26 protein-coding genes are annotated in these 24,498 nt (G+C 69.1%); 18 read left to right on the top strand and 8 right to left on the bottom strand.

Annotation, left to right across the window (positions count from 1 at the left end; genetic code table 11):
• Window positions 1–39 precede the first annotated feature (39 nt).
• Window positions 40–819 (top strand): exodeoxyribonuclease III, encoded by a 780-nt coding sequence (locus tag BM297_RS11730; RefSeq protein WP_092431684.1) that lies wholly within the window; start codon window positions 40–42, stop codon window positions 817–819.
• A gap of 63 nt (window positions 820–882) precedes the next feature.
• On the opposite strand, the gene BM297_RS11735 is transcribed toward BM297_RS11730, so the two are convergent.
• Window positions 883–1,284, bottom strand: coding sequence for a DUF4870 domain-containing protein (locus tag BM297_RS11735; RefSeq protein WP_092431686.1), 402 nt, complete (start codon window positions 1,282–1,284; stop codon window positions 883–885).
• Between the two features lie 60 nt (window positions 1,285–1,344).
• Window positions 1,345–2,067 carry a ribonuclease PH gene (gene rph / locus BM297_RS11740; RefSeq protein ID WP_092431689.1) on the bottom strand — a complete coding sequence of 241 codons (723 nt, stop codon included), beginning with the start codon at window positions 2,065–2,067 and terminating at the stop codon, window positions 1,345–1,347.
• A gap of 164 nt (window positions 2,068–2,231) precedes the next feature.
• On the opposite strand from rph, the gene BM297_RS11745 reads away from it, so the two are divergent.
• The 6 genes from BM297_RS11745 to BM297_RS11770 all read left to right on the top strand — a co-directional run bounded on the left by BM297_RS11745 (window position 2,232) and on the right by BM297_RS11770 (window position 7,565).
• The gene (locus tag BM297_RS11745) at window positions 2,232–3,095 is read left to right on the top strand and encodes a YicC/YloC family endoribonuclease (protein ID WP_092431691.1); all 864 of its coding nucleotides are present in this window, start codon (window positions 2,232–2,234) and stop codon (window positions 3,093–3,095) included.
• Between the two features lie 22 nt (window positions 3,096–3,117).
• A complete protein-coding gene (gene gmk / locus BM297_RS11750) occupies window positions 3,118–3,738 on the top strand; it encodes a guanylate kinase (protein WP_092431693.1) in 621 nt (206 codons plus the stop codon).
• A 101-nt stretch (window positions 3,739–3,839) separates the two neighbouring features.
• The gene (gene rpoZ / locus BM297_RS11755) at window positions 3,840–4,103 is read left to right on the top strand and encodes a DNA-directed RNA polymerase subunit omega (protein WP_090312862.1); all 264 of its coding nucleotides are present in this window, start codon (window positions 3,840–3,842) and stop codon (window positions 4,101–4,103) included.
• Between the two features lie 59 nt (window positions 4,104–4,162).
• Window positions 4,163–6,283 (top strand): bifunctional GTP diphosphokinase/guanosine-3',5'-bis pyrophosphate 3'-pyrophosphohydrolase, encoded by a 2,121-nt coding sequence (spoT, locus tag BM297_RS11760; protein ID WP_092431695.1) that lies wholly within the window; start codon window positions 4,163–4,165, stop codon window positions 6,281–6,283.
• Window positions 6,284–6,369: 86 nt separating this feature from the next.
• Window positions 6,370–6,750 (top strand): RidA family protein, encoded by a 381-nt coding sequence (locus BM297_RS11765; protein WP_092431697.1) that lies wholly within the window; start codon window positions 6,370–6,372, stop codon window positions 6,748–6,750.
• 74 nt (window positions 6,751–6,824) lie between these two features.
• Window positions 6,825–7,565: a hypothetical protein gene (locus BM297_RS11770; RefSeq protein WP_092431815.1), complete on the top strand. Its 741-nt coding sequence runs from the start codon at window positions 6,825–6,827 to the stop codon at window positions 7,563–7,565.
• 28 nt (window positions 7,566–7,593) lie between these two features.
• On the opposite strand, the gene BM297_RS11775 is transcribed toward BM297_RS11770, so the two are convergent.
• Window positions 7,594–8,460 (bottom strand): SDR family oxidoreductase, encoded by an 867-nt coding sequence (locus BM297_RS11775; RefSeq protein ID WP_092431699.1) that lies wholly within the window; start codon window positions 8,458–8,460, stop codon window positions 7,594–7,596.
• A gap of 194 nt (window positions 8,461–8,654) precedes the next feature.
• Between BM297_RS11775 and exbB the strand changes: the two genes are divergently transcribed.
• The 6 genes from exbB to BM297_RS11805 all read left to right on the top strand — a co-directional run bounded on the left by exbB (window position 8,655) and on the right by BM297_RS11805 (window position 15,333).
• Window positions 8,655–9,617, top strand: a complete 963-nt coding sequence (exbB, locus tag BM297_RS11780; RefSeq protein ID WP_092431702.1) for a tonB-system energizer ExbB — start codon at window positions 8,655–8,657, stop codon at window positions 9,615–9,617.
• Between the two features lie 3 nt (window positions 9,618–9,620).
• Window positions 9,621–10,046 (top strand): TonB system transport protein ExbD, encoded by a 426-nt coding sequence (gene exbD / locus BM297_RS11785; RefSeq protein WP_092431704.1) that lies wholly within the window; start codon window positions 9,621–9,623, stop codon window positions 10,044–10,046.
• Window positions 10,043–10,786, top strand: coding sequence for an energy transducer TonB (locus BM297_RS11790; protein ID WP_092431706.1), 744 nt, complete (start codon window positions 10,043–10,045; stop codon window positions 10,784–10,786). The genes exbD and BM297_RS11790 overlap by 4 nt, the downstream gene beginning before the upstream one ends.
• Window positions 10,787–10,874: 88 nt before the next feature.
• Window positions 10,875–11,813, top strand: coding sequence for a hydrogen peroxide-inducible genes activator (locus tag BM297_RS11795; RefSeq protein ID WP_092431708.1), 939 nt, complete (start codon window positions 10,875–10,877; stop codon window positions 11,811–11,813).
• A complete protein-coding gene (gene recG / locus BM297_RS11800) occupies window positions 11,810–13,888 on the top strand; it encodes an ATP-dependent DNA helicase RecG (RefSeq protein ID WP_092431710.1) in 2,079 nt (692 codons plus the stop codon). The genes BM297_RS11795 and recG overlap by 4 nt, the downstream gene beginning before the upstream one ends.
• A gap of 479 nt (window positions 13,889–14,367) precedes the next feature.
• Window positions 14,368–15,333 carry an MBL fold metallo-hydrolase gene (locus tag BM297_RS11805; RefSeq protein WP_175526641.1) on the top strand — a complete coding sequence of 322 codons (966 nt, stop codon included), beginning with the start codon at window positions 14,368–14,370 and terminating at the stop codon, window positions 15,331–15,333.
• A 288-nt stretch (window positions 15,334–15,621) separates the two neighbouring features.
• Here BM297_RS11805 and BM297_RS11810 read toward each other — a convergent pair whose 3' ends face one another.
• Entirely contained in the window at window positions 15,622–16,002 is a 381-nt protein-coding gene (locus BM297_RS11810; RefSeq protein WP_092431713.1) for a helicase, read from the bottom strand.
• Window positions 16,003–16,146: 144 nt separating this feature from the next.
• Complete coding sequence (locus tag BM297_RS11815; RefSeq protein WP_090312880.1) at window positions 16,147–16,419, bottom strand: HU family DNA-binding protein; 273 nt, start codon at window positions 16,417–16,419, stop codon at window positions 16,147–16,149.
• 309 nt (window positions 16,420–16,728) lie between these two features.
• On the opposite strand from BM297_RS11815, the gene BM297_RS11820 reads away from it, so the two are divergent.
• Window positions 16,729–17,247, top strand: coding sequence for a chorismate lyase (locus BM297_RS11820; protein ID WP_245768254.1), 519 nt, complete (start codon window positions 16,729–16,731; stop codon window positions 17,245–17,247).
• A 96-nt stretch (window positions 17,248–17,343) separates the two neighbouring features.
• Window positions 17,344–18,234 (top strand): 4-hydroxybenzoate octaprenyltransferase, encoded by an 891-nt coding sequence (gene ubiA, locus BM297_RS11825; protein WP_092431717.1) that lies wholly within the window; start codon window positions 17,344–17,346, stop codon window positions 18,232–18,234.
• 44 nt (window positions 18,235–18,278) lie between these two features.
• Here ubiA and BM297_RS11830 read toward each other — a convergent pair whose 3' ends face one another.
• Window positions 18,279–18,692, bottom strand: a complete 414-nt coding sequence (locus BM297_RS11830; RefSeq protein WP_092431718.1) for a COG4315 family predicted lipoprotein — start codon at window positions 18,690–18,692, stop codon at window positions 18,279–18,281.
• A 244-nt stretch (window positions 18,693–18,936) separates the two neighbouring features.
• On the opposite strand from BM297_RS11830, the gene phoB reads away from it, so the two are divergent.
• The 3 genes from phoB (at window position 18,937) to BM297_RS11845 (ending at window position 22,444) form a co-directional block, all read left to right on the top strand.
• Window positions 18,937–19,626: a phosphate regulon transcriptional regulator PhoB gene (gene phoB / locus BM297_RS11835; protein ID WP_090312895.1), complete on the top strand. Its 690-nt coding sequence runs from the start codon at window positions 18,937–18,939 to the stop codon at window positions 19,624–19,626.
• A 69-nt stretch (window positions 19,627–19,695) separates the two neighbouring features.
• Window positions 19,696–20,997: a phosphate regulon sensor histidine kinase PhoR gene (phoR, locus tag BM297_RS11840; RefSeq protein ID WP_092431720.1), complete on the top strand. Its 1,302-nt coding sequence runs from the start codon at window positions 19,696–19,698 to the stop codon at window positions 20,995–20,997.
• A gap of 109 nt (window positions 20,998–21,106) precedes the next feature.
• On the top strand, window positions 21,107–22,444 hold the full coding sequence (locus BM297_RS11845; RefSeq protein ID WP_092431723.1) for a hemolysin family protein: 1,338 nt from the start codon (window positions 21,107–21,109) through the stop codon (window positions 22,442–22,444).
• Between the two features lie 88 nt (window positions 22,445–22,532).
• Here BM297_RS11845 and BM297_RS11850 read toward each other — a convergent pair whose 3' ends face one another.
• The gene (locus tag BM297_RS11850; RefSeq protein ID WP_092431726.1) at window positions 22,533–23,492 is read right to left on the bottom strand and encodes a M23 family metallopeptidase; all 960 of its coding nucleotides are present in this window, start codon (window positions 23,490–23,492) and stop codon (window positions 22,533–22,535) included.
• Between the two features lie 192 nt (window positions 23,493–23,684).
• Complete coding sequence (phoU, locus tag BM297_RS11855; protein ID WP_092431820.1) at window positions 23,685–24,413, bottom strand: phosphate signaling complex protein PhoU; 729 nt, start codon at window positions 24,411–24,413, stop codon at window positions 23,685–23,687.
• Between the last annotated feature and the right edge of the window lie 85 nt (window positions 24,414–24,498).

The following is a 24,498-nucleotide window of genomic DNA, read 5'->3' on the forward strand; positions in this document are numbered from 1 at the left end:
TTCGGGTATCATACACACAGGTTTTTTCAGGGGCCATTTATGCGGATTGTCAGTGTCAACGTGAACGGTATGCAGACCGCCGTCGAGCGCGGTCTGCTCGGCTGGCTGCAGAGTCAGAATGCCGACGTGATCTGCCTGCAGGACACCCGCGCCTCGAGCTACGACATGGAAGATCCGGCCTGGCAGCTGGACGGCTACTTCATGTACGCCGCCGACGGCGAGATCCCCAGCCAGGGCGGGGTAGCGATTTATTCGCGGCAGCAACCCAAGGCGGTGATCTTCGGTCTCGGCTTCGAGCAGGCCGACCGCTACGGGCGTTACCTGCAGGCCGATTTCGACAAGGTCAGCATCGCCAGCCTGCTGATGCCCAGCGGGCAGAAGGGCGACGAGGATCTGAACGCCAAGTTCAAGTTCATGGACGACTTCACCAGCTATCTGAACAAGCAGCGCCGCAAGCGCCGCGAGTACATCTACTGCAGCTCGCTGCATGTGGCGCACCAGAAGCTGGACGTGAAGAACTGGCGCGACTGCCAGCAGACCCCGGGCTTCCTCGCCCCGGAGCGGGCGTGGATGGACGAGGTGCTCGGCAACCTCGGCTATGTCGACGCGCTGCGCGAGGTCAGCCGCGAGGGTGACCAGTACAGCTGGTGGCCGGATACCGAGCAGGCGCAGATGCTCAACCTTGGCTTCCGCTTCGACTACCAGCTGCTCACCCCGGGCCTGCGCCGCTGCGTGCGCAGCGCCCAGCTGCCACGCCAGCCGCGCTTCTCCCAGCACGCACCGCTGGTGGTCGACTACGACTGGACGCTGAGCATCTGATCTCGACGCACGAACACAAAAAAGCCGACTCTCGAGTCGGCTTTTTTATGCGCAGCGCCGCGCTCAGCTGAGCAGGCGGATGCAGAACGGATAGCGCCAGGGCTTGCCCTCGTTGGCCTTGATGCCGCCGATCACGGTGAGCACCAGGCCGACCACGCTGACCAGCACCATCAGCGGAAAGCCGATCAGGATCCAGGCCAGCACGCCACAGACCATCAGCGCCAGACTCAGGGTGATCTGGAAGTTCAGCGCTTCGCGGCCCTGGGCATCGATGTACGGATCCGCCTCGCGCTTGAGCTGCCAGACCACCAGCGGACCGATGACGTTGCCGACCATCGGCGCGAGGAACCAGGCGAAGGCCGCGTAGTGGCAGAGCATCGCCCACTTGCGCGCCTCGGCGGAGGGCGGTGGCACCGGCAGCGGCGGCTCGGGCAGCGTCCCGTCGCTCTGCGGCTGTTCACTCATGGCTTGCCTCCTGATGAGCGGGCGGGCGCCGGCCGGCACCCGCGGGTGGTGCGGCCGAGCTTACTGGGCGTCGAGGGCCGCGCGCTGCAGCTCGAACAGCTCGCCGATACCCTTGCGCGCCAGCTCGAGCATGGCGTTCAGCTCCTCGGGCTGGAACGGCGTGCCTTCGGCGGTGCCCTGCACCTCGATGAAGCCACCGGCGTCGGTCATCACCACGTTGAGATCGGTGCCGGCGGCGGAGTCTTCCAGATAGTCGAGGTCGAGCACCGGCTGGCCCTGGTACATGCCCACCGATACCGCGGCGACCAGCTGCTTGAGCGGGTTCTGCTTCAGCGCGCCACGCTTCTTCAGCGCCGCCAGGGCGTCGATCACCGCCACGGTGGCGCCGGTGATCGACGCGGTGCGGGTGCCGCCATCGGCCTGGATCACGTCGCAGTCGATGTACAGGGTGTTCTCGCCCAGCTTGGTCAGATCCAGCGCGGCGCGCAGCGAACGGCCGATCAGGCGCTGGATCTCCAGGGTGCGCCCGCCCTGCTTGCCGCGCACCGCCTCGCGATGGGTGCGCGAGCCGGTGGCGCGTGGCAGCATGCCGTACTCGGCGGTCAGCCAGCCCTGACCCTGCCCCTTGAGGAAGCGCGGCACGCCGGCCTCGACGCTCACCGTGCAGATCACCTTGGTGTCGCCGAACTCCACCAGCACCGAACCCTCGGCATGCTTGGTGTAGTGGCGGGTGATACGGATCGGGCGCATCTGGTCGGCGGTGCGGCCACTGGGACGATTCATCGGCAGGTCCTGTCGAGAGGGGGGGAAGTGCGCTCCATTATAGAGGCCCCGGCGCATTGCGAACCACCGCCAGATTGGGGCGCCGCGACGGCTGGGTTACACTGGCGCCCAGTTGCCCGGCGTCCATGGGCGCCACCCGTCCCTTACCACTGCGAGGACCGCCCATGGTACACAGCATGACCGCCTTTGCCCGGGTCGAGAGCACCGGCTCGTACGGCACCCTGAGCTGGGAACTGCGCTCGGTCAACCACCGCTATCTGGAGCCGCACCTGCGCCTGCCGGAAGCCTTCCGCGACCTCGAAGGCAGCGTGCGCGAAGCGCTGCGCCAGGCCCTGGCGCGCGGCAAGGTCGAGTGCACCCTGCGCCTGGCCGAGGAAGGCAGCGGCAAGACCCTGCAGATCGACCGCGAGCGCGCCGCCCAGGTGGTCGCCGCCGCCGAGGCGGTGGCCGCACTGATCCAGCAACCCGCCGCGCTCAATCCGCTGGAAGTGCTCGCCTGGCCGGGCGTGCTGGTGGCCGACGCCGCCGACCCGCAGGCGCTCAACGCCGCCGCGCTGGCGCTGTTCGAACGCGCCCTCGACGAGCTGAAGAACGGGCGGGAGCGCGAGGGCGCGGCGCTGGCCGCGCTGCTCGAAGAGCGCCTGGCGGCGATCCTTGCCGAAGTCGACAACCTGCGCGGGCTGATCCCGCAGATGCTCGCCACCCAGCGGCAGAAGATCGTCGATCGCTGCCGCGAGCTGCAGGTCGAACTGGACCCGCAGCGCCTGGAGCAGGAGCTGGTCCTGCTGGCGCAGAAGAGTGACGTGGCCGAGGAGCTGGATCGTCTGAGTACCCATGTGCGCGAAGTGCGCCGGGTGCTCAAGGCCGGCGGCGCCGCCGGCCGGCGGCTGGACTTCCTGATGCAGGAACTCAACCGCGAAGCCAACACCCTGGGCTCCAAGGCCTTCGATACGCGCAGCACCCAGGCCGCGGTCAACCTCAAGGTGCTGATCGAACAAATGCGCGAACAAGTGCAGAACATCGAGTGATTTCGCAGTGACAGAACTCCACGTGAGCGCCGCCCCCGGCACCCTCTACATCGTTTCCGCGCCCTCCGGCGCCGGCAAGACCAGCCTGGTCAAGGCGCTGCTCGACAGCACCGAGCAGATCCGCGTGTCGGTGTCGCACACCACCCGCGCCATGCGCCCGGGCGAGGTCGACGGGGTGAACTACCACTTCGTCGCCCGCGAGGACTTCCTCGCCATGCTCGAGGAGGACGCCTTCCTCGAGCACGCCGAGGTGTTCGGCAACCTCTACGGCACCTCGCAGCGCTGGGTCGAACAGACCCTCGCCGCCGGCCTCGACCTGATCCTCGAGATCGACTGGCAGGGCGCCCAGCAGGTACGCCGACTGATGCCCCAGGCGCAGTCGATCTTCATCCTGCCGCCCACCCAGGAAGCCCTGCGCCACCGCCTGAACAACCGCGGCCAGGACAGCGAAGCGATCATCGAACAGCGCATGCGCGAAGCGGTCAGCGAGATGAGCCATTATGTCGAATATGACTATGTGGTAATCAACGACCAGTTCAGCCATGCTCTGGAAGACCTCAAGGCGATCTTCCGCGCCCGCCAGCTGCACCAGCACGTCCAGCAGCGCCGCCATGCCGGGCTGCTCGAGGGCCTGCTGCGCTGAGACGCCGCGGCAATCGGTACTTCCCTAACCATTGGCGATTTTTTAGACTATCCAATCCGCCCGGCATTGCCGGGCCCAGCCGTTGAATCACGAGGAACACCATGGCTCGCGTCACCGTCGAAGACTGCCTGGACAACGTCGATAACCGTTTTGAACTGGTCATGCTCGCCAGCAAGCGCGCCCGCCAGCTGGCGACCGGCGGCAAGGAGCCGAAAGTGGCCTGGGAAAACGACAAGCCGACCGTGGTCGCCCTGCGCGAAATCGCCGAAGGCCTGGTCGACAACGAAGTGGTGCTGCAGGAGGACATCGTCGAGGAGACTCCCCTGTTTGCCGCCTTCGAGGACAACAACAGCGAGGAGATCTGAATTGCCGGGTCGACGTCGCGCGCCTGAAGTACCGGCCCTGACCGGTCTGGAGTGATATTTTGCCCAGCATAGACGCCCTCGCCGACCGGCTCTGCAGCTACCTCACCGCGGACCAGGTCAATCTGGTCCGCCGCGCCTACTACTACGCCGAGCAGGCCCACGACGGCCAGCGCCGGCGCAGCGGCGAGCCCTACGTCACCCATCCGCTGGCGGTCGCCAGCATCCTCGCCGACATGCACATGGACCATCAGAGCCTGATGGCCGCCATGCTGCACGACGTCATCGAGGACACCGGCATCCCCAAGGATGCCCTCAGCGCGCAATTCGGCGAGACCGTCGCCGAACTGGTCGACGGGGTCAGCAAGCTGACCCAGATGGACTTCCAGACCAAGGCCGAGGCGCAGGCGGAAAACTTCCAGAAGATGGCCATGGCCATGGCCCGCGACATCCGCGTGATCCTGGTCAAGCTCGCCGACCGCCTGCACAACATGCGCACCCTCGAGGTGCTCGCCGGCGAGAAGCGCCGACGCATCGCCAAGGAAACCCTGGAGATCTACGCACCGATCGCCAACCGCCTCGGCATGCACAGCGTGTTCGCCGAGTTCGAGGATCTCGGCTTCAAGGCCATGTACCCGATGCGCGCCGAACGCATCCGCCAGGCGGTGAAGAAGGCGCGCGGCAACCGTCGCGAGATCGTCGGCAAGATCCAGGAATCGCTGGTCAACTGCCTGGCCCAGGAAGGCCTGGAAGGCGTGGTCACCGGCCGCGAGAAGCACCTCTACAGCATCTACCAGAAGATGCGCGGCAAGCGCCGGGCGTTCAACGAGATCATGGACGTCTACGCCTTCCGCATCACCGTCGACAAGGTCGACACCTGCTACCGCGTGCTCGGCGCCGTGCACAGCCTGTACAAGCCGTTTCCCGGCCGCTTCAAGGACTACATCGCGATCCCCAAGGCCAACGGCTACCAGTCGCTGCACACCACCCTGTTCGGCATGCACGGCGTGCCCATCGAGATCCAGATCCGCACCCGCGAGATGGAGGAGCTGGCCAAGAACGGCATCGCCGCGCACTGGCTGTACAAGTCCAGCGACGACGAGGCCCCGCGCGGCACCCATGCGCGCGCGCGCCAGTGGGTCAAGGGCATCCTCGAACTGCAGCAGCGGGCGGGCAACTCCCTCGAATTCATCGAGAGCGTGAAGATCGACCTGTTCCCCGACGAGGTCTACGTGTTCACCCCCAAGGGGCGGATCATGGAGCTGCCCAAGGGCTCCACGGCGGTCGACTTCGCCTACGCGGTGCACACCGACGTCGGCAACAGCTGCATCGCCTGCCGCATCAACCGCCGCCTGGCGCCGCTGTCCGAAGCGCTGCAGAGCGGCGCGACGGTGGAGATCGTCACCGCGCCGGGCGCGCGGCCGAATCCGGCCTGGCTCAACTTCGTGGTCACCGGCAAGGCGCGCTCGCACATCCGCCACTCGCTCAAGCAGCAGCGCCGCTCGGAGTCGGTCAGCCTCGGCGAACGCCTGCTCAACAAGGCGCTGGCCGGTTTCGACAGCCATCTGGAGCAGATCGCCGCCGAGCGCATCGCCCAGGTCCTCGGCGAATACCAGCAGGCCCAGCTCGACGACCTGCTCGAGGACATCGGCCTCGGCAACCGCATGGCCTACGTGGTGGCCCGCCGCCTGCTGGCCGAGAGCGGCCGCGACGGCGGCGAACAGGCCCACGGCCACGACGGTCCGCTGGCCATCCGCGGCACCGAGGGTCTGGTGATCAGCTACGCCAAGTGCTGCACGCCGATCCCCGGCGACCCCATCGTCGGCCACCTGTCGGCCGGCAAAGGCATGGTCATCCACCTCGACAGCTGCCGCAACATCAGCGAATTCCGCCACAACCCGGACAAGTGCATCCCGCTGTCGTGGGCCAAGGACGTCAGCGGCGAGTTCAACGTCGAGCTGCGCGTCGAGCTGGAGCACCAGCGCGGCCTGATCGCCCTGCTGGCCACCGCGGTGGCCAGCGCCGACGGCAACATCGAGAAGATCAGCATGGACGAGCGCGACGGCCGCGTCAGCGTGGTCCAGCTGGTGGTCAGCGTGCACGACCGTGTGCACCTGGCGCGGGTGATCAAGCGCCTGCGCACCATCAAGGGAGTCACCCGGATCACCCGTCTGCGCGCCTGAGTTGCAGCGCGCGCCGCCTCCCGCACCCCACCGCAGCGGCCATCCGCCGATGGCCGCTGTCTCCGCCCCCTCTGCAAGGAGCTCCCATGAGCAAGAGCGTCATCAACAGCGACAAGGCCCCGGCGGCCATCGGCACCTACTCCCAGGCCATCAAGGCCGGCAACACCGTCTACCTGTCCGGGCAGATCCCGCTGGATCCGGCCAGCATGCAGCTGGTCGAGGGCTTCGAGGCCCAGGCCGTGCAGGTGTTCGAGAACCTCAAGGCGGTCTGCGAAGCCGCCGGCGGCTCGCTGGCCGACATCGTCAAGCTGAACATCTTCCTCACCGACCTGGGCAACTTCGCCACCGTCAACGAGGTGATGGGCCGCTACTTCCAGCAGCCGTACCCGGCGCGCGCCGCCATCGGCGTGGCCGCCCTGCCGCGCGGCGCCCAGGTGGAAATGGACGGCATCCTGGTCCTCGGCTGATGCCCCGGCCGCTGCGCGCCCGCGCGGCGGCCTCCACCCGCAACACCCTGCCCGACTCCGGAAAGGACGCCCGCATGCGCCATGCCCTCCCCCTTCTGCTGTGTACTGCCCTGCTCGGCGGCTGCGCCGGCGGCCCCAAAGACATCGCCGGCACCTGGATCAACCAGCCCGCCATCGACGCCGCCGCCGACAGCGGCAAGCTGCGCGAAGCCCTGCTGGCCTACGGCCCCAACCTGGAGTGGCGCTTCGCACCGCAGCGTCACACCGCCTGGTCGAGCAATGGCGTCGACGTCGGCGAAGGCCACCTGGCGAGCGCGGGCGAGGCCCAGTGGCAGGTGACCTTCCACCGCGACTTCCAGGAACGCTTCGCCCTCGACGGCGACGAACTGGTCCAGCAGCCCAGCGCCAGTGCCCCCGAACAGCGCTTCGTCGCTGTCGATGCCGACACCGCTGCCGCAAGCGAAGTCCTCCCCGGGCAGACCTTCGAGCAGCGTCTGTATGCCGCCCTGCTCGGTGGCGACTGGGAAATCCGCGAGGGCACCGGCCGCGAAGGCCTGGTGCGCTTCCATCCGGACGGCCGCGTCGAGGGCCTGCCCGAGGTCGAGCGCTATGCCCTGTGCCTGGCCGGCGACTGCGCCGAGCGCAGCGCGGAGCACGAGATCCTCTGGCTGCAGAACGGCCAGCAGGGCCGCGAGTGGCTGTTCCAGCTCGCCGGCGACGAGCTGAGCATCTACCAGGCGGACAACCAGGCCCTGCACACCGACATCCCGCAGTACCGCCCCGGTCCGCGCGCCTGGCTGCTGGAGCGCGACTGAGCGGCGGCGCAGCCGGGGCGCCGCGCGGCTACTCCTCCGCGCCGTCGGCCAGCAGCGCCGCGTAGCCCTCGCGCCAGCTCGGATAGCGCGGCACCCAGCCCAGCGCGCGAGCGCGCGCGTTGCGGCAACGCTTGCTGCCGGCGCGGCGCACCGTCGACTCGGCGGCCAAGTGGCTGACCCCCATTTGCCCGCGCAGCCACTCCACCACCTCGTGCAGCGCCGCCGGCTCGTCGTCGACGCCCAGATACACCGGCTCCAGCGCCACGCCACGGGCATCGGCCTGCAGCAGAAAGGCCAGCAGGCCGGCGGCATCGTCGGCATGGATGCGGTTGCCGTACAGCGGCGGCGCGCTGGCCACCCGGTAGCCGGCGCGCACCTGGCCGAGCAGCCAGCGCCGCCCGGGACCGTAGATGCCGGCCAGGCGCACCACGCTGGCCGGGATGCCACTGTGCAGCGCCAGCGCCTCGGCCTCCAGCAGGATGCGTCCCGAGTAGCCCTGCGGCTGGCAGGGCGAGGCCTCGTCGACCCATTCGCCGTCCTGCTGGCCGTAGACCCCGGTGCTGGAGACGAACAGCAGACGCCGCGGGCGCTGGCCACGCTGCTCCAGCCAGCCCAGCAGATGGCGCAGGCCGTCGACGTAGGTGGCGCGGTAGGCGCTCTCCTCCGAGCTGCCCGGAGTGGCGCAGTAGACCAGGTAGTCCGGCGCCGCCGCCGGCCACTGCGCCGGGCAGTCGACTTCGGCCAGATCGGCGGGCAGCGCCAGCAAGCCGCTCGGCAGGGCGGCCACGTTGCGGCGCAGGCCATGCACCTGCCAGCCGGCCTGCAGCAACTGCCGGCCGAGCCGGCTGCCGACATCGCCACACCCGGCGATCACCACGGAAGGAAATACGGCCATCTCACGCCTCCGAAAAGACCCAGCATACCCCGCCGGCCGGCCGCGCAGCAGACATGCGCCGGCAGGCGCTCGCTGCGAAAACACACACGAATGATTTACAAACAAGAAACATTTGCAATAATGTCGGCCATGTTTCTTGCGCGCCCGCCTTGGCGGCGCCCGTTATCCGCTTGCCACCTACAGGTCCGGTCCGCATGAAAGCCCTCGCTTGCCTCGCCCAGCCAACCCCGCGCCTTGCCCGCTCACTGCACCTGCCGGCCATCGCCGTCCTGCTCGGCAGCCTGCTGCTGGCCCCCGCCGTTCTCGCCGTCGAACCGGCCGCCGCAGCGCCCCTGGCGACCGCCAGCGCCCCCGCCGCCCAGGCCAGCGGCCCAGCCGCGGCCAGCGAGCCCAGCCCCACCGCGACCGACAACCCGGCGCAGCCGGCCAGCGCCGCAGCGGCGGCCCCCGCCCACGACCTGTCGCCCTGGGGCATGTACCAGGGCGCCGACGTGGTGGTGAAGGGGGTGATGATCGGCCTGCTGCTGGCCTCGGTGGTCACCTGGACCATCTGGCTGGCCAAGGGCCTCGAACTGCTCGGCGCGCGGCGCCGCCTGCGCGGCGAGCTGGCCGACTTCAAGGGCCTGCGCAGCCTCGACCAGGCCGCCGAGCTGGCCCACGCCAAGCACAGCTTCAGCGCCGTGTTGATCGAGGATGCCCAGGACGAACTGCGCCTGTCGGCCAACCTCGTCGAGAAGGAGGGCATCAAGGAGCGCGTCAGCTTCCGCCTCGAGCGTCTGGTCGCCGCCAGCGGACGCCAGATGAGCGTGGGCACCGGGGTGCTCGCCACCATCGGCTCCGTCTCGCCCTTCGTCGGCCTGTTCGGCACCGTGTGGGGGATCATGAACAGTTTCATCGGCATCGCCGAGTCGCAGACCACCAACCTCGCGGTGGTCGCCCCCGGCATCGCCGAGGCCTTGCTGGCCACCGCTCTCGGCTTGGTCGCGGCGATCCCGGCGGTGGTGATCTACAACGTGTTCGCCCGCTCGATCGCCGGCTACAAGGCGCAGGTCGCCGATATCTCCGCCCAGGTGCTGCTGCTGGTCAGCCGCGACCTCGACCGCCAGCCGCCGACCGCCGCCCCGCGCAGCGCCGCGCCCATGGCGAAGGTGGGCTGAAGCATGGGCATGCACATGAACGAGGGCAGTGACGACCTGCAGGAGTCGCACGAGATCAACGTCACCCCCTTCATCGACGTGATGCTGGTGCTGCTGATCATCTTCATGGTCGCCGCGCCGCTGGCCACCGTCGACGTCAAGGTCGACCTGCCCGCCTCCAGCGCCACGCCGCAGCCGCGCCCGGAGCAGCCGGTGTACCTGAGCATCAAGGAAGACCACGGCCTGTTCCTCGGTAACGACGCGGTGGCCGCCGAACAGCTGGGCGCCACCCTCGACCGCCAGACCGGCGGCGACAAGGAGCAGACCATCTTCGTGCGCGGCGACCAGGCGGTCGACTACGCCCGCCTGATGGAGGTGATGGACCTGCTGCGCGGCGCCGGCTACCTGAAGATCGGCCTGGTCGGCCTGGAAACGGTCGGCCGGCCATGAGTCTCGCCCGCAGCCTGCCGCGCTGGGCCATCAGCCTGCTGCTGGTGCTCGGCCTGCACGTCGGCGTGGCGCTGTGGTCGCTGTACTGGCAGCCGCAGGCCGCGCCGCTCGAACTGCCGCCGCCGGCCATGCTCATCGAGCTGCCACCGGCGCCGCCCGCCGCCCCCGCACCGCCACCGCCACCGCCACCCGAGCCGGTGCGCGCCCCCGAACCACCGCCGCAACCGAAAGTGATCGAGGCGCCCAAGCCGAAACTGGCCCTGCCGCCGCCACCCAAGCCGCGGCCGCAACCGCCGAAGCCAGAAGCCAAGGTCGAGCCCAAGCCGCGGCCGCCGGTGGAAACGCCACCCAGCACGGCACCGGTCAGCGACCGCGTGCCCGCGCCGACGGCCCAGCCGGCCGCCCGGCCGAGCCCGCAGACCGGCAACCCGGCGCCGTCGCAGGCCAAGGCCAGCTGGCAGAGCCGCCTGCTCGCCCATCTCAACCGCCACAAGCGCTACCCCGAGGACGCGCGCCGCCGCGGCCAGCAGGGCGTGGTCAAGCTGCGCTTCGTGGTCGACGGCCGCGGCCAGGTGCGCTCCTTCGCGCTGGCCGAGCGTTCCGGCAGCCCGGCGCTGGACCGCGCCACCCTGCAGATGATCCGCCGCGCCCAGCCGCTGCCCGCCCCGCCGCCCGAGCTGCTGCACAACGGCCAGCTGGAGGTGGTGGCGCCGTTCGTCTACTCCCTCGAGCGGCGCTGAGTCACGACCAGCCGCCCGCCTTGACGCGGGCGGTTGGTTCCATTGAAGACAGCCGCTATGCTTGGGGGCATCTCAATGGATATTCGCTATGACACTCACGGAACTGCGCTATATCGTCACCCTTGCCCAGGAACAACACTTCGGCCGGGCCGCCGAGCGCTGCCACGTCAGCCAGCCGACCCTGTCGGTGGGCGTGAAGAAGCTCGAAGACGAGCTGGGTGTCCTGATCTTCGAGCGCAGCAAGAGTGCCGTGCGCCTGACCCCGGTCGGCGAGGGCATCGTCGCCCAGGCGCAGAAGGTGCTGGAGCAGGCCCAGGGCATCCGCGAGCTGGCCCAGGCCGGCAAGAACCAGCTGGCCGCGCCGCTCAAGGTGGGCGCCATCTACACCGTCGGCCCCTACCTGTTCCCGCACCTGATCCCGCAGCTGCACCGGGTCGCCCCCGACATGCCGCTGTACATCGAGGAAAACTTCACCCACGTGCTGCGCGACAAGCTGCGCACCGGCGAGCTGGACGCGATCATCGTCGCCCTGCCGTTCCACGAGGCCGACGTGCTGACCAAGCCGCTGTACGACGAGCCATTCTTCGTGGTGATGCCAGCCGAGCACCCGTGGACCGCACTGGCCAGCGTCGACAGCGCCATGCTCAACAACAAGAGCCTGCTGCTGCTCGGCGAAGGCCACTGCTTCCGCGACCAGGTGCTGGAAGCCTGCCCGACCGTGCGCAAGGCTGACGAGGCGCACCGGCACACCACGGTGGAGTCCAGCTCGCTGGAAACTATCCGCCACATGGTCGCCTCGGGCCTGGGCATCTCGGTGCTGCCGTTCACCGCGGTGGACAGCCACCACTACGCGCCCGGGGTGATCGCCATCCGCCCGCTGACCCCGCCGGTGCCGTTCCGCACCGTGGCCATCGCCTGGCGCGCCAGCTTCCCGCGGCCCAAGGCCATCGAGGTGCTCGCCGACTCCATCCGCCTGTGCTCGGTGGCCCGCCCGCCGCAGCCCGCGGAGACGGCGCAGCCGGCATGACCGAACTGGCGCGCATCGCCGTCACCACCCTCAAGGGCGTCGGCCCGGCGCTGGCCGAGAAACTGGCCAAGGTCGGCCTGGAAACCCTGCAGGACGTGCTGTTCCACCTGCCGCTGCGCTACCAGGACCGCACCCACGTGACGCCGATCGGCGCCCTGCGCCCCGGCGGCGATGCGGTGGTGGAAGGCGTGGTGAGCGGCGCCGACGTCGTCCTCGGCCGCCGGCGCAGCCTGCTGGTGCGCCTGCAGGACCCCAGCGGCACCCTCAGCCTGCGCTTCTTCCACTTCAGCCAGGCACAGAAGGACGCCCTCAAGCGCGGCACCTGCCTGCGCTGCTACGGTGAGGTGCGCCCCGGCGCCACCGGCCTGGAGATCTATCATCCCGAGTACCGCGCCCTGGCGGCCGACGAGCCGTCGGCGGCGGTCGAGCAGACCCTGACGCCGATCTACCCGAGCACCGAGGGTCTCACCCAGCAGCGCCTGCGCGCCCTCAGCCAGCAGGCGCTGAGCAGCCTCGACGGGCGCAGCCTGCCCGACTGGCTGCCCGCCGAGCTGGCCCGCCAGTACGACCTGGCGCCGCTCGACCAGGCGATCCGCTACCTGCACCGGCCGCCGCCGGATGCCGACCTCGAGGAGCTGGCCGAGGGCCGCCACTGGGCGCAGCACCGCCTGGCCTTCGAGGAACTGCTCACCCACCAGCTGTCGCTGGCGCGCCTGCGCGAGAGCGTGCGCGCCCAGCAGGCACCGCAGCTGCCCAAGGCCACTCGCCTGCCGGCGCAGTACCTGACCAACCTCGGCTTCGCCCCCACCGGCGCGCAGCAGCGCGTGGCCGCGGAAATCGCCTGGGACCTGGCCCAGCCCGAACCGATGCTGCGCCTGGTGCAGGGCGACGTCGGCGCCGGCAAGACCGTGGTCGCCGCGCTGGCCGCGCTGCAGGCGCTGGAGGCCGGCTACCAGGTGGCACTGATGGCGCCCACCGAGATCCTCGCCGAGCAGCACTTCCTCACCTTCAGCAAGTGGCTGGAGCCGCTGGGCATCGAGGTCGCCTGGCTGGCCGGCAAGCTCAAGGGCAAGGCGCGCAGCGGCGCGCTGGAGCGCATCGCCGCCGGCGCGCCGATGGTGGTCGGCACCCACGCGCTGTTCCAGGACGAGGTGCAGTTCCGCAGGCTGGCCCTGGTGATCATCGACGAGCAGCACCGCTTCGGCGTGCAGCAGCGCCTGGCCCTGCGCCAGAAGGGCATCGACGGCCGCCTCTGCCCGCACCAGCTGATCATGACCGCCACGCCCATCCCGCGCACCCTGGCGATGAGCGCCTACGCCGACCTCGACACCTCGATCCTCGACGAGCTGCCGCCCGGACGCACCCCGGTGACCACCCTGGTGATCGCCGACAGCCGCCGCCCGGAAGTGATCGAGCGGGTGCGCGCCGCCTGCGCCGAGGGCCGCCAGGCCTACTGGGTGTGCACGCTGATCGAGGAGTCCGAGGAACTCACCTGCCAGGCGGCGCAGACCACCTTCGAGGAGCTCTCGGCAGCGCTCGGCGAGCTGCGCGTCGGCCTGATCCACGGGCGCATGAAGCCGGCGGAAAAGGCCGCGGTGATGGAAGAGTTCAAGGCCGCCCGCCTGCAGCTGCTGGTCGCCACCACGGTGATCGAGGTCGGCGTCGACGTGCCCAACGCCAGCCTGATGATCATCGAGAACCCCGAGCGCCTCGGCCTCTCCCAGCTGCACCAGCTGCGCGGCCGGGTCGGCCGCGGCAGCGCGGTCAGCCACTGCGTGCTGCTCTACCACGCACCGCTGTCGCACATGGGCCGCGAGCGCCTGGCGATCATGCGCGAGACCAGCGACGGCTTCGTGATCGCCGAGAAGGACCTCGAGCTGCGCGGCCCCGGCGAGATGCTCGGCACCCGCCAGACCGGCCTGCTGCAGTTCAAGGTCGCCGACCTGATGCGCGACGCCGACCTGCTGCCGGCGGTGCGCGACGCGGCGCAGACCCTGCTGACGCGCTGGCCGCAGCACGTCAGCCCGCTGCTCGAGCGCTGGCTGAGGCACGGGCAGCAATATGGGCAGGTTTGAAGAGAGAGCGGGCAAAAAACCACGATAACGGCTTGTATCGTTAGTTTTTGAGGGGAATCGAGAGCGGCCGGACTGGTGGAATCGGTCGTCATGACAGGCTGGAGGGCCGCATGGTAAGGCGCTACGCATTCCCTGAGGCCGCCCATCTGGCTCGTCAAAAATGGTCTGGTCACCGCTGTCTCCGGGCTGCGAGGCAGCGACCCTTGTCACGCGCTTCCTGCACCACCTGGCGGAAATAAAACTCGAACTGCATGTGCAGCAAACAGCCCAGGCCGTCCGGCGAAAAATCGTGCAAGCGTTCTATTAACATGTTATCAATTTAACCGTGGCAAGCGCGGGAGCCTCCAAGCAAGCTCCCTTGCTGCCACCGGCCAGCCCCTGACGGTGGCCAAATCGCCCTGCTGCCTTGCAACGAATGGGCACCCTGGTCTTCCGGCCAGCGCAACACACAAAAACAACAAGCAAAAACAGGTAAGCCAATGAAACTCACCAGCAATATCAAGTCCCTGCGTAATTCCCTGCTCGCCGCTGCCGTCGGCCTTGCCCTGTGCACCAATTCCGTCTGGGCCGCCGAAGGCAACCAGCCCAACGTGCGTCTGCTGCTGCTCGGCACGAAGGGCGGCCCGTCGCTACTGCAGACCAAGAGCCTGCCGCAGTCCACCGTGCTGATGGTGAACAACGATGCCTACTTGCTCGACGCCGGTTACGGCGCCAGCCTGCGCTTGGTGGATGCGGGCATCCCGCTGCGCAACATCAAGGGCATCTTCATCACTCACCTGCACAGCGACCACGTGCTCGACTACCCGTCGGTGCTGATGAACGGCTGGAACAGCGGTTTGAAGACCCCAGTAAAAGTATTCGGCCCGCAGGGCATCCAGGAAATGACCGATCACGCCTGGAAGACCTTCGAGGTGGACATCGACCTGCGCATCGTCGACGAAGGCAAGCCCGACCCGCGTCCGCTGGTCACCACCCAGACCATCAAGGAAGGATTGGTCTACCAGGACGAGAACATGAAGGTTAGCGCCGTCGCCGTGCCGCATCCGCCGTTCGACAAGGGCCAAGCCTTCGCCTTCAAGTTCGAGGTCGGCGGCAAGAGCATCGTGCTCTCCGGCGACACCAACTACTCGCCCGACCTGGCCAAGTTCGCCACTGACGCCGACGTGTTCATCAGCGAAGTGGTCCACGTCGAAGGCGTGCAGCGTCTGGCCGAGCGCATCGGCACCGGCTCCACGCTAGCCAAGGCGATCATCTCCCACCACGTGACCGCCGAAGACGTCGGACGCATGGCCACCGACGCCAAGGTCAAGAAGCTGGTGCTCAGCCACTTCGTCCCCGCCGACGACCCGACCCTGACCGCCGAACACTGGCGCAGCGCCGTGGCAAAGACCTACGACGGCGAGATCGTGGTCGGCCACGACGGCATGGAAATCCCGCTCAAGTGATTTGCGGCCGGACTGCCCTCGACATGAGGCCAGTCCGGCCATACTTGGCGGCGTTCGAGTGTCAGACGATCTAAAGATGTACCCCCATTGGCCAATGGCATACATCGGGTGCAGATACGAATAGTCCGTCGGATCAAGGCACACCCTAATCAGACACCGCGAGCGCAGGCTCCCGAGGGTCTGGACAGGATCATTTCCCGACAGGCGTCCGGCAACCTCACAGGGCCTAACCACGAGCGACTGCAGGGGCTGAACGGAGTGCAACGTTCAACCGAAAGCAGATAACGCTCAGGCCGCCTGCTTCTGCCGTGGGCCGAGCAGTTGGGTGAGGCCCTGGAACCACAGCACCAGCGCCGGGTTGCCCTGGATCTGGATGTCCTTGTTCTGGATGCCCTGCATGAAGGCCAGCTGCTTGTTCGCCGCGGCGAGGGTGGCGAAGCCGTAGGCGGCGTCGCGGAAGGCGATGCTGAAGGCCGGTTGCGCCACCGTGCCGGCCGCGCTGCGGATGCGTTGGTCACTGACGATGAAATGGCGGGCGATCTTGCCGTCGCGGGTCTGCAGCTGGAACACCAGGTCGCGGTCGACCAGCTGTTCGCGGAACTCGGGATTGCTGCGGCTGGCCCCCGCCAGCAGGCGGCCCAGCAACCAGAGCAGGATACGGAATTTCACGGCGGCACCTCGCGAGTCTGCCAAGAGAACCCGAAGTCTAGCGCGTCGCACGGCCGACAGGAGCGGCCTGAATCACGCATCCGCCAGCGCCCGGCCGGGCGAGCGGCGCTCGACCCGGAGCCGCACGGCTCCGGGTCGGCCGTCTCAGTTGACGGCGTCCTTCAGCGCCTTGCCCGGCTTGAAGGAGACGGTGTTGCTGGCGCGGATCTTGACCGGCTCGCCGGTCTGCGGGTTCTTGCCCATGCGCGCACCGCGATGGCGCTGCAGGAAGGTGCCGAAACCGACCAGGGTGACGCTGTCCTGCTGGTTCAGCGCGGTGGTGATCTGTTCGAGCATCGCGTTGAGCACGCGGTTGGCCTGCTCCTTGCTAAGGTCGGCTTTTTCCGCAACGACGGCGGCGAGTTCCGGTTTACGCATACATGCCTCTTGAGTTTGTTCTTGTTGTCGAGATGCAGCCTTGCCGGCGAGCTTCCCGCTCGCCGTAGCCGAGCCCGCACAGTACGGAAACGGGGGAAACCCGCCGGACAGGCTCTGGCATGCGGCTGACCGTTGAAGAATGGCACGCCCTCCCCGGCCATGCCAGCCCTTGTCGCCATGGCGCCTTAAGCCATTGGTCGCAGGCGGCCAGCGCGCCGAGGTGCGCCCGCGCGGCATGCTAGACTCCTCGCTGGTTTTCCGCTGCCGTGTTCCGCCGTGTCCCAGACCCTTCCCGCCAGCCCCGCATGGCTGGCCACCGACCGCCTCGACCCTGCCCCCAGCGCCTGCCAGCTCGACTGGCTGAACGAGCAGGGCTCGCTGACCCTGCGTCTGACCACCCTCGCTGCCGGCGCCTTCGCCGTCGAGCCGCTGGCCGAGGGCTGGCAGACCCTGCGCGACGACGAGTGCGCGGTCCTCGGCGTGCCCGCCGGCAGCGAGGGCTGGGTGCGCGAGGTCTACCTGCTCGGCCATGGCCGGCCCTGGGTGTTCGCCCGCAGCGTGGCGGCGCGCAGCGCCCTGCAGCGCCACCCCTTCGCCCTCGACCGCCTCGGCAGCACCTCGCTGGGCCACCTGCTGTTTCGCGACCCGGCCTTCAGCCGCCAGCCGATCGAGGCCTGCCGCTATCCCGCCGCCCTGCTGCCGGTGGCGGTGCGTAGCGACGGCCTGTGGGGACGCCGCTCGCTGTTCTGCCAGGGCCCGCTCGGCGTGCTGGTCGCCGAGGTGTTCCTGCCGGCGTTGTGGCAGGCGGACGCCACGCCACACACCTGAAACACCCCTGTCTGGCGCCACGCCTTATACTGCTGCGCTTTGCACCGGCGGCCGCGCGGCAGCGGCGGCCGGCTGGTTCTTTTCCGGAGATCCGCGATGTCCCTCAGCCTGCTCAAGCCCCTGGCCCGCCTGCACCCGCGCGCCCAGGACTTCATCGACCTGACCCGCCTGAACCGACCGATCGGCATCTACCTGCTGCTGTGGCCAACCCTCACCGCGCTGTGGATCGCCGCCGACGGCGTGCCGTCGCTGGCCAACCTGCTGATCTTCACCTTCGGCGTGGTGCTCACCCGCTCGGCCGGCTGCGCGATCAACGACTTCGCCGACCGCCGCGTCGACGGCCACGTCGAGCGCACCCGCGAGCGCCCGCTGGCCAGCGGGCGGGTCACCCCGCGCGAGGCGCTGCTGGCGTTCGCCGCGCTGATGGCACTGGCCTTCGGCCTGGTGCTGCTGACCAACGCCGCCACCGTCTGGCTGTCGTGCGGCGCGCTGGCGCTGGCCGCGCTCTACCCGTTCATGAAGCGCCACACCCACCTGCCGCAGGTGGTGCTCGGCGCGGCCTATTCGTGGGGCATCCTGATGACCTTCACCGCAGAGGCCGGCAGCCTGCCGGCGGCGGCCGGCCTGCTGTACCTGGCCAACCTGCTGTGGACGGTGGCCTATGACACCTACTACGCGATCACCGACCGCGACGACGACCTGCGCATCGGCGTGAAGTCCACCGCCATCCTGTTCGGCGACGCCGACCGGCTGATCATCGCCATCCTCCAGGGCCTCAGCCTGCTGTGCCTGCTGATGGCCGCGGCGCGCTTCGAGCTGGGCCTGTATTTCCACCTCGGCCTCGCCGTGGCGGCCGGCTGCTTCGTCTGGGAGTACTGGAGCACCCGCTCGCGCGAGCGCATGGCCTGCTTCCACGCCTTCCTGCACAACCACTGGGCCGGCCTGGCGATCCTCGCCGGCACCATCGCCGACTACGCCCTGCGCTAGCGCGTGCCCTCCGGCGCCACGCGGCGCCGGAGGTGACCGGCGGCCTAGTAACCGCCCCCGCCGCCGCTCTTGCTTGCCGCCGCGGGCTTGGCGACGCGCCAGACGCCCATCTTGCCGTCGCCGAGGCGGTCGCCCGGCTTCTGGTCCTGAATGAAGGTGTACAGCGGCTTGCCGCCGTAGGCCCACTGCCAGCTGCCGTCGTCGCGCTTGAGCGTGCTCCAGGGCATCTCGCCCTGGTCGTCGGCGCTGGCCGCCAGCGGCGGCCAGTTGGCCGCGCAGGCATCGTTGCAGCTGGACTTGCCCATGGCGTCCCTGTCGTTGGTGTAGAGGGTCATGCCCCGGGCGTCGACCAGCATGCCGTCCTTGACCATCGCCGGCTCGGCCGCCTGGACCTGCCCCAGCAGCGCGAACAGCGCGCCGCCGGCGAGAGCCAGCAGGGTGGGTGGGATTCTGAGCATCGCAGCTCTCCTCGGGTGGGATGGACCGACCTGGCGAACGCCGCGATCAGCGCACGGGCCGGTCCAGCCGACCACGCCTGCGCAGGTATGACGCACCAGGCACCGGTTGCCGGCAGCCGCCGGCAACCCTTGCAGCATAGACGAGGGTGCCCGGGCGCCCGCCGGCCGGTACGCTATGTCACACCACTGCAATAATTCCGTTATGTAATGCCCGGCATACCCACGGAATACAGAGACCGCTCCCATGGTTGGCAAATCCATCCTCATCGTTGACGACGAAGCACCGATCCGCGAAATGATCGCCGTCGCCCTGGAAATGGCCGGCTACGAGTGCCTCGAGGCGGAAAACAGCCAGCAGGCCCACGCGCTGATCGTCGACCGCAAACCCGACCTGATCCTCCTCGACTGGATGCTGCCCGGCACCAGCGGCATCGAGCTGGCGCGGCGCCTCAAGCGCGACGAGCTGACCGCCGGCACGCCGATCATCATGCTCACCGCCAAGGGCGACGAGGACAACAAGATCCAGGGCCTGGAGGTCGGCGCCGACGACTACATCACCAAGCCGTTCTCGCCGCGCGAGCTGGTCGCCCGCCTCAAGGCCGTGCTGCGCCGCGCCGGCGCCAGCGATGGCGAGGTGCCGATCGAGGTCGGCGGCCTGGTCCTCGATCCGCTCAGCCACCGCGTCACCATCGACGGCAAGCCGGCCGAGATGGGCCCGACCGAGTACCGCCTGCTGCAGTTCTTCATGACCCACCAGGAGCGCGCCTACACGCGCAGTCAGCTGCTCGACCAGGTGTGGGGCGGCAACGTCTACGTCGAGGAGCGCACCGTCGACGTGCATATCCGCCGCCTGCGCAAAGCCCTCGGCGAAACCTGCGAGAATCTGGTGCAGACGGTGCGCGGCACAGGCTATCGTTTCTCCACCAAGAGCTGACGGCCACGCCACAGCCCGCCGAACCGCTGTTGTCGCCCGTCCGGGCGGCCGCTTTACAAGGATTGCAAGGTGAAACAAGACTGGCGCGGCATTCTCATCCGCCGCCTGCTGCTGCTGACCGGCGGCTGCCTGCTGCTCGGCCTGATCACCGGCGAGTATGCCTGGGCGCTGGTCGCCGGCCTCAGCGCCTACCTGTACTGGAACCTGCGCCAGCTGCTGCGCCTGCACCACTGGCTGCAGCGCTCCGGCCCCGACGAGCTGCCGCCGGAGAGCTCCGGCGTGTGGGGCGAGGTGTTCGACGCCATCTACCACCTGCAGAAGCGCAACCAGCGCGCCCGCGGCCGCCTGCAGGCGGTGATCGACCGCGTCCAGGAGTCCACCGCGGCGCTCCGCGACGCAGTGATCATGCTCGACCGCCAGGGCAACCTGGAGTGGTGGAACCGCGCCGCCGGCACCCTGCTCGGCCTCAAGCGCAAGCAGGACGGCGGCCAGCCGATCACCAACCTGGTGCGCCATCCGCGCTTCAAGGAGTACTTCGAGCAGGAAAACTACCGCGAGCCGCTGGAGCTGCCCTCGCCGGTCAACGACCATGTGCGCCTGCAGTTCCAGCTGACCCTCTACGGCAACGGCGAGCACCTGATGCTGGTGCGCGACGTGACCCGCGTCCACCAGCTCGAACAGATGCGCAAGGACTTCGTCGCCAACGTCTCCCACGAGCTGCGCACGCCGCTGACGGTGATCACCGGCTACCTGGAAACCCTGCAGGACAACGTCGACGAGATCAATCCGCGCTGGCGCCGCGCCCTGCAGCAGATGCAGCAGCAGGGGTCGCGCATGCAGAACCTGCTCAACGACCTGCTGCTGCTCGCCCGCCTGGAAGCCGCCGAATACCCGGCCGACAACAAGCCGGTGGCGGTCGACCTGCTGCTGCTGAGCATCCGCAACGATGCCCAGGCGCTGTCCGGCAGCCGCAACCACCGCATCAGCCTCGAGGCCGACGCGACGGTGAAGCTCAAGGGCAGCGAGGCGGAGCTGCGCAGCGCCTTCTCCAACCTGGTGTTCAACGCGGTCAAGTACAGCCCGGACGGCGGCGAGATCCGCATCCGCTGGTGGGGCGACGCCGAGGGCGCGCACCTCAGCGTGCAGGACAGCGGCATCGGCATCGAGGCCCGCCACATCCCGCGCCTCACCGAACGCTTCTACCGGGTCGACGCCAGCCGCTCGATCAACACCGGCGGCACCGGCCTGGGCCTGGCCATCGTCAAGCACGTGCTGATCCACCACCGCGGCCAGCTGCAGATCGACAGCCTCATCGGCAAGGGCAGCACCTTCACCTGCCACTTTCCGCCCGCGCAGGTGGTGCACCGCTGAGCCTGCCCGGTGGCGCGCAGGGCCGACGCCCGCGCGCGCCGCCGGGCGAACTTGAAAGACCCGCCGCGGCCTCCCATGCTATGGGCTTGCCCACGTCGAAAAGCCGCCCATGGACCCTTCCCCCAGCTACTCCGCCGCCAGCTACTTCGCCGACTTAGGCCTGGTCCTGTTCGCCCTGTTCCTCGTCCTGCTCAACGGCTTCTTCGTCGCCGCCGAGTTTGCCATGGTCAAGCTGCGCGCCACCCGCGTCGAGAGCATCGCCGCCGAGCACGGCTGGCGCGGGCACATCCTGCGCACCGTGCACGAGCAGCTCGACGCCTACCTGTCGGCCTGCCAGCTGGGCATCACCCTCGCCTCGCTCGGCCTCGGCTGGGTCGGCGAGCCGGCCTTCGCCCACCTGCTCGAGCCGCTGCTCGGCCAGCTGGGCATCGCCTCGCCGGCGCTGGTGCACGCCATCGCCTTCTTCACCGCGTTCTTCATCATCTCCTACCTGCACATCGTGGTCGGCGAGCTGGCGCCCAAGTCCTGGGCGATCCGCCAGCCCGAGCGCCTGTCGCTGTGGACCGCGGCGCCGCTGTACGCCTTCTACTGGGCCATGTACCCGGCGATCTGGCTGCTCAACGCCAGCGCCAACGCCATCCTGCGCATCGCCGGGCAAGGCGAGCCGGGGCCGCACCACGAACACCACTACAGCAGCGACGAGCTGAAGCTGATCCTGCACTCCAGCCGCGCCCGCGATCCCAGCGACCAGGGCATGCGCGTGCTGGCCTCGGCGATGGAGCTGGGCGAGCTGGAGGTGGTCGACTGGGCCAACTCGCGCGAGGATCTGGTCTGCCTCGACGCCGACGCCAGCCTCGAGGAGATCCTCGCCGAGATTCGCCTGCACAAGTTCAGCCGCTACCCGGTGCAGGACGCCGCGCAGCAGTTCATCGGCGTGCTGCACATCAAGGACCTGCTGCTGGCCCTGGCCGCCGGCGGGCAGCCGGCCAGCGCCTTCGACCTGCGCGCCCTGCTGCGCCCCATCGAGCGGGTGGCGCGGCACATGCCGCTGGGCCGCCTGCTCGAGCAGTTCCGCCAGGGCGGCGCGCACTTCGCCCTGGTCGAGGAGGCCGACGGCAAGGTGGTCGGCTTCCTGACCATGGAGGACGTGCTCGAGGTGCTGGTCGGCGACATCCAGGACGAACACCGCAAGACCGAGCGCGGCCTGCTCGCCTACCAGCCGGGCAAGCTGCTGGTGCGCGGCGACACGCCGCTGTTCAAGATCGAGCGCCTGCTCGGCGTCGAACTCGGCGAGGTCGAGGCCGACACCCTGGCCGGGCTGGTCTACGACACCCTCAAGCGCCTGCCCACGGAGGACGAAAGCCTGGAAACCCACGGCCTGCGCATCATCGTCAAGAAGATGAAGGGGCCGAAGATCGTCATCGCCAAGGTGCTCAGGCTGGGGTGACCGCGGCATCGACAACGGGCCGCCGCTCTTGTAGGAGGCCCGACCTCGGGGCGATGCTCCGGGCGGTCCTGCGGGGCGCGCCTCCTACTCAGTCGCGAGCGGAACTCGCGCCGACCCAGGACTCCTCGCCGCCGACGGCGAAGTTGGGCAGGCTGTCGACCGGCTGGGCGAACTGGAAGGGAATCGACTCCACCGCCAGGCCGACGTTGCGCTGCACCACGAAGTGCAGGTGCGGACCGCTGCTGCGCCCGGTGTTGCCGGAGCGGGCGATCGGCGCGCCGGCGCGCACCCGCTGGCCGGGGCCGACCTGCACCGAGCCCTGCTGCAGGTGCAGGTAGACGCCCATGGTGCCGTCGTCGTGGAGGATGCGCACATGGTTGCCGCCCGGATTGGGCGTGGCGCCGGCCTGGTTGTTGAGGGTGGCGACCACCATGCCGGCGCGCGCGGCGAGGATCGGCGTGCCTTCCGGCATGGCGATGTCCACCGCGTAGCGGCCCTTGGGCGTGAAGTGGCTGTAGGTGCCGTTGGCGCCCTGGCTCTGGCGGAACGGCCCGCCGCGCCAGGGCAGCGGATAGCGGTGCGGCTTGGGCAGCAGGCGCGGATCGCCGAGGGCATGGCTGAGCTTGGGCGTGTAGCGCAGCGGCTGGCTCGGATCGCGCGGCGCCAGGGTCAGCAGGCGGATCTGGCTGCGCGGCGGCAGGATCCAGCGCAGCGGTCGCTCCGGCGCGCCGCTGGCGTTGCTGACACCCTCCAGGCGCAGCTCGATCTCCACCGGGGCGAACATCTCGTTGTGCACCCGCAGGGTTTCGCCGCCGGCATGCCTGTGGGTATCCAGGTGCACCCGGTAGTCCAGCGGATCGTCGAGCACCGGCAGCACGCCAGCCGGGCGACTACCGCGCGCGGCGAACTGAAACACCCGCGCGCCGGGGCTGGCCTGGTCGCTGTAGGTGACCACGCCGTTGGCGTCGACGTGCTTGTAGACGGTCAGCGCGCTGACCGGAGCGGCCAGGCCGAGCAGGAGGGGCAACAGGAGCAGACGGGCAAGCATGATGGCACGCTGTCAGCAGATCGGGATCGGGCAAGCCTACAGGCAGCGGCGCGCCGCGGCGAGTCGCGCAGGCGCGGGTTGTGACCGGCCTCGCGCCCGGTGGCGGGGCATTCCGGCGGCGGCTTGATCCAGGTCAGGCCACCGCCCGCGGCCGCAGCCGCAGCTGGCTGCCGGCCGGCGCCGCGCGAGGCCTCAGGCCTTGTCGTCGGCCGCCGCGGCCGGGGCCTGCTTGGCCAGGCCGGTATGCCGCACGTCGGTGCCGCGCACCAGGTAGATCACCAGTTCGGCGATGTTGCGCGCGTGGTCGCCGATGCGCTCCAGCGAACGCAGCGCCCAGATCACGCTGAGCACGCGGGAGATCGAGCGCGGGTCTTCCATCATGTAGGTGGCCAGCTCGCGCAGGGCGCTCTTGTACTCGCGGTCGACGACCTTGTCGTACTGCGCCACCGACAGCGCCAGGTCGGCGTCGAAGCGGGCGAAGGCGTCCAGCGCCTCCTGGACCATCTTGCGCACCTGCTCGCCGATGTGGCGGATCTCGACGTAGCCCTTGGGCGCCATGCCCTCCTCGCACAGGTCGATGGCGCGCTTGGCGATCTTGGTGGCCTCGTCGCCGATGCGCTCGAGGTCGATCACCGACTTGGAGATGCTGATGATCAGGCGCAGGTCGGAGGCCGCCGGCTGGCGGCGGGCGAGGATGCGCACGCACTCCTCGTCGATGTCGCGCTCCATCTGGTTGATCTGCGCGTCGACCTCGCGCACCTGCTGGGCCAGGCCGGAATCGGCGTCGACCAGCGCGTTGACCGCGTCGCTGACCTGCTTCTCGACCAGGCCGCCCATGGCCAGCAGGTGGCTGCGGACCTCCTCCAGCTCGGCGTTGAACTGGGCGGAGATGTGATGGGTAAGGCTGTCTTTGTTGATCATGTACGAACCCTCGATGAAGCAGAACACGTTGGTAGATTAAGTGGCCCTTGGAAAATCGTGTCGGGCAAGGAGGCGACGCGCAGAC

This window comes from Geopseudomonas sagittaria (assembly GCF_900115715.1).
In the GTDB taxonomy this organism is placed as follows: domain Bacteria; phylum Pseudomonadota; class Gammaproteobacteria; order Pseudomonadales; family Pseudomonadaceae; genus Geopseudomonas; species Geopseudomonas sagittaria.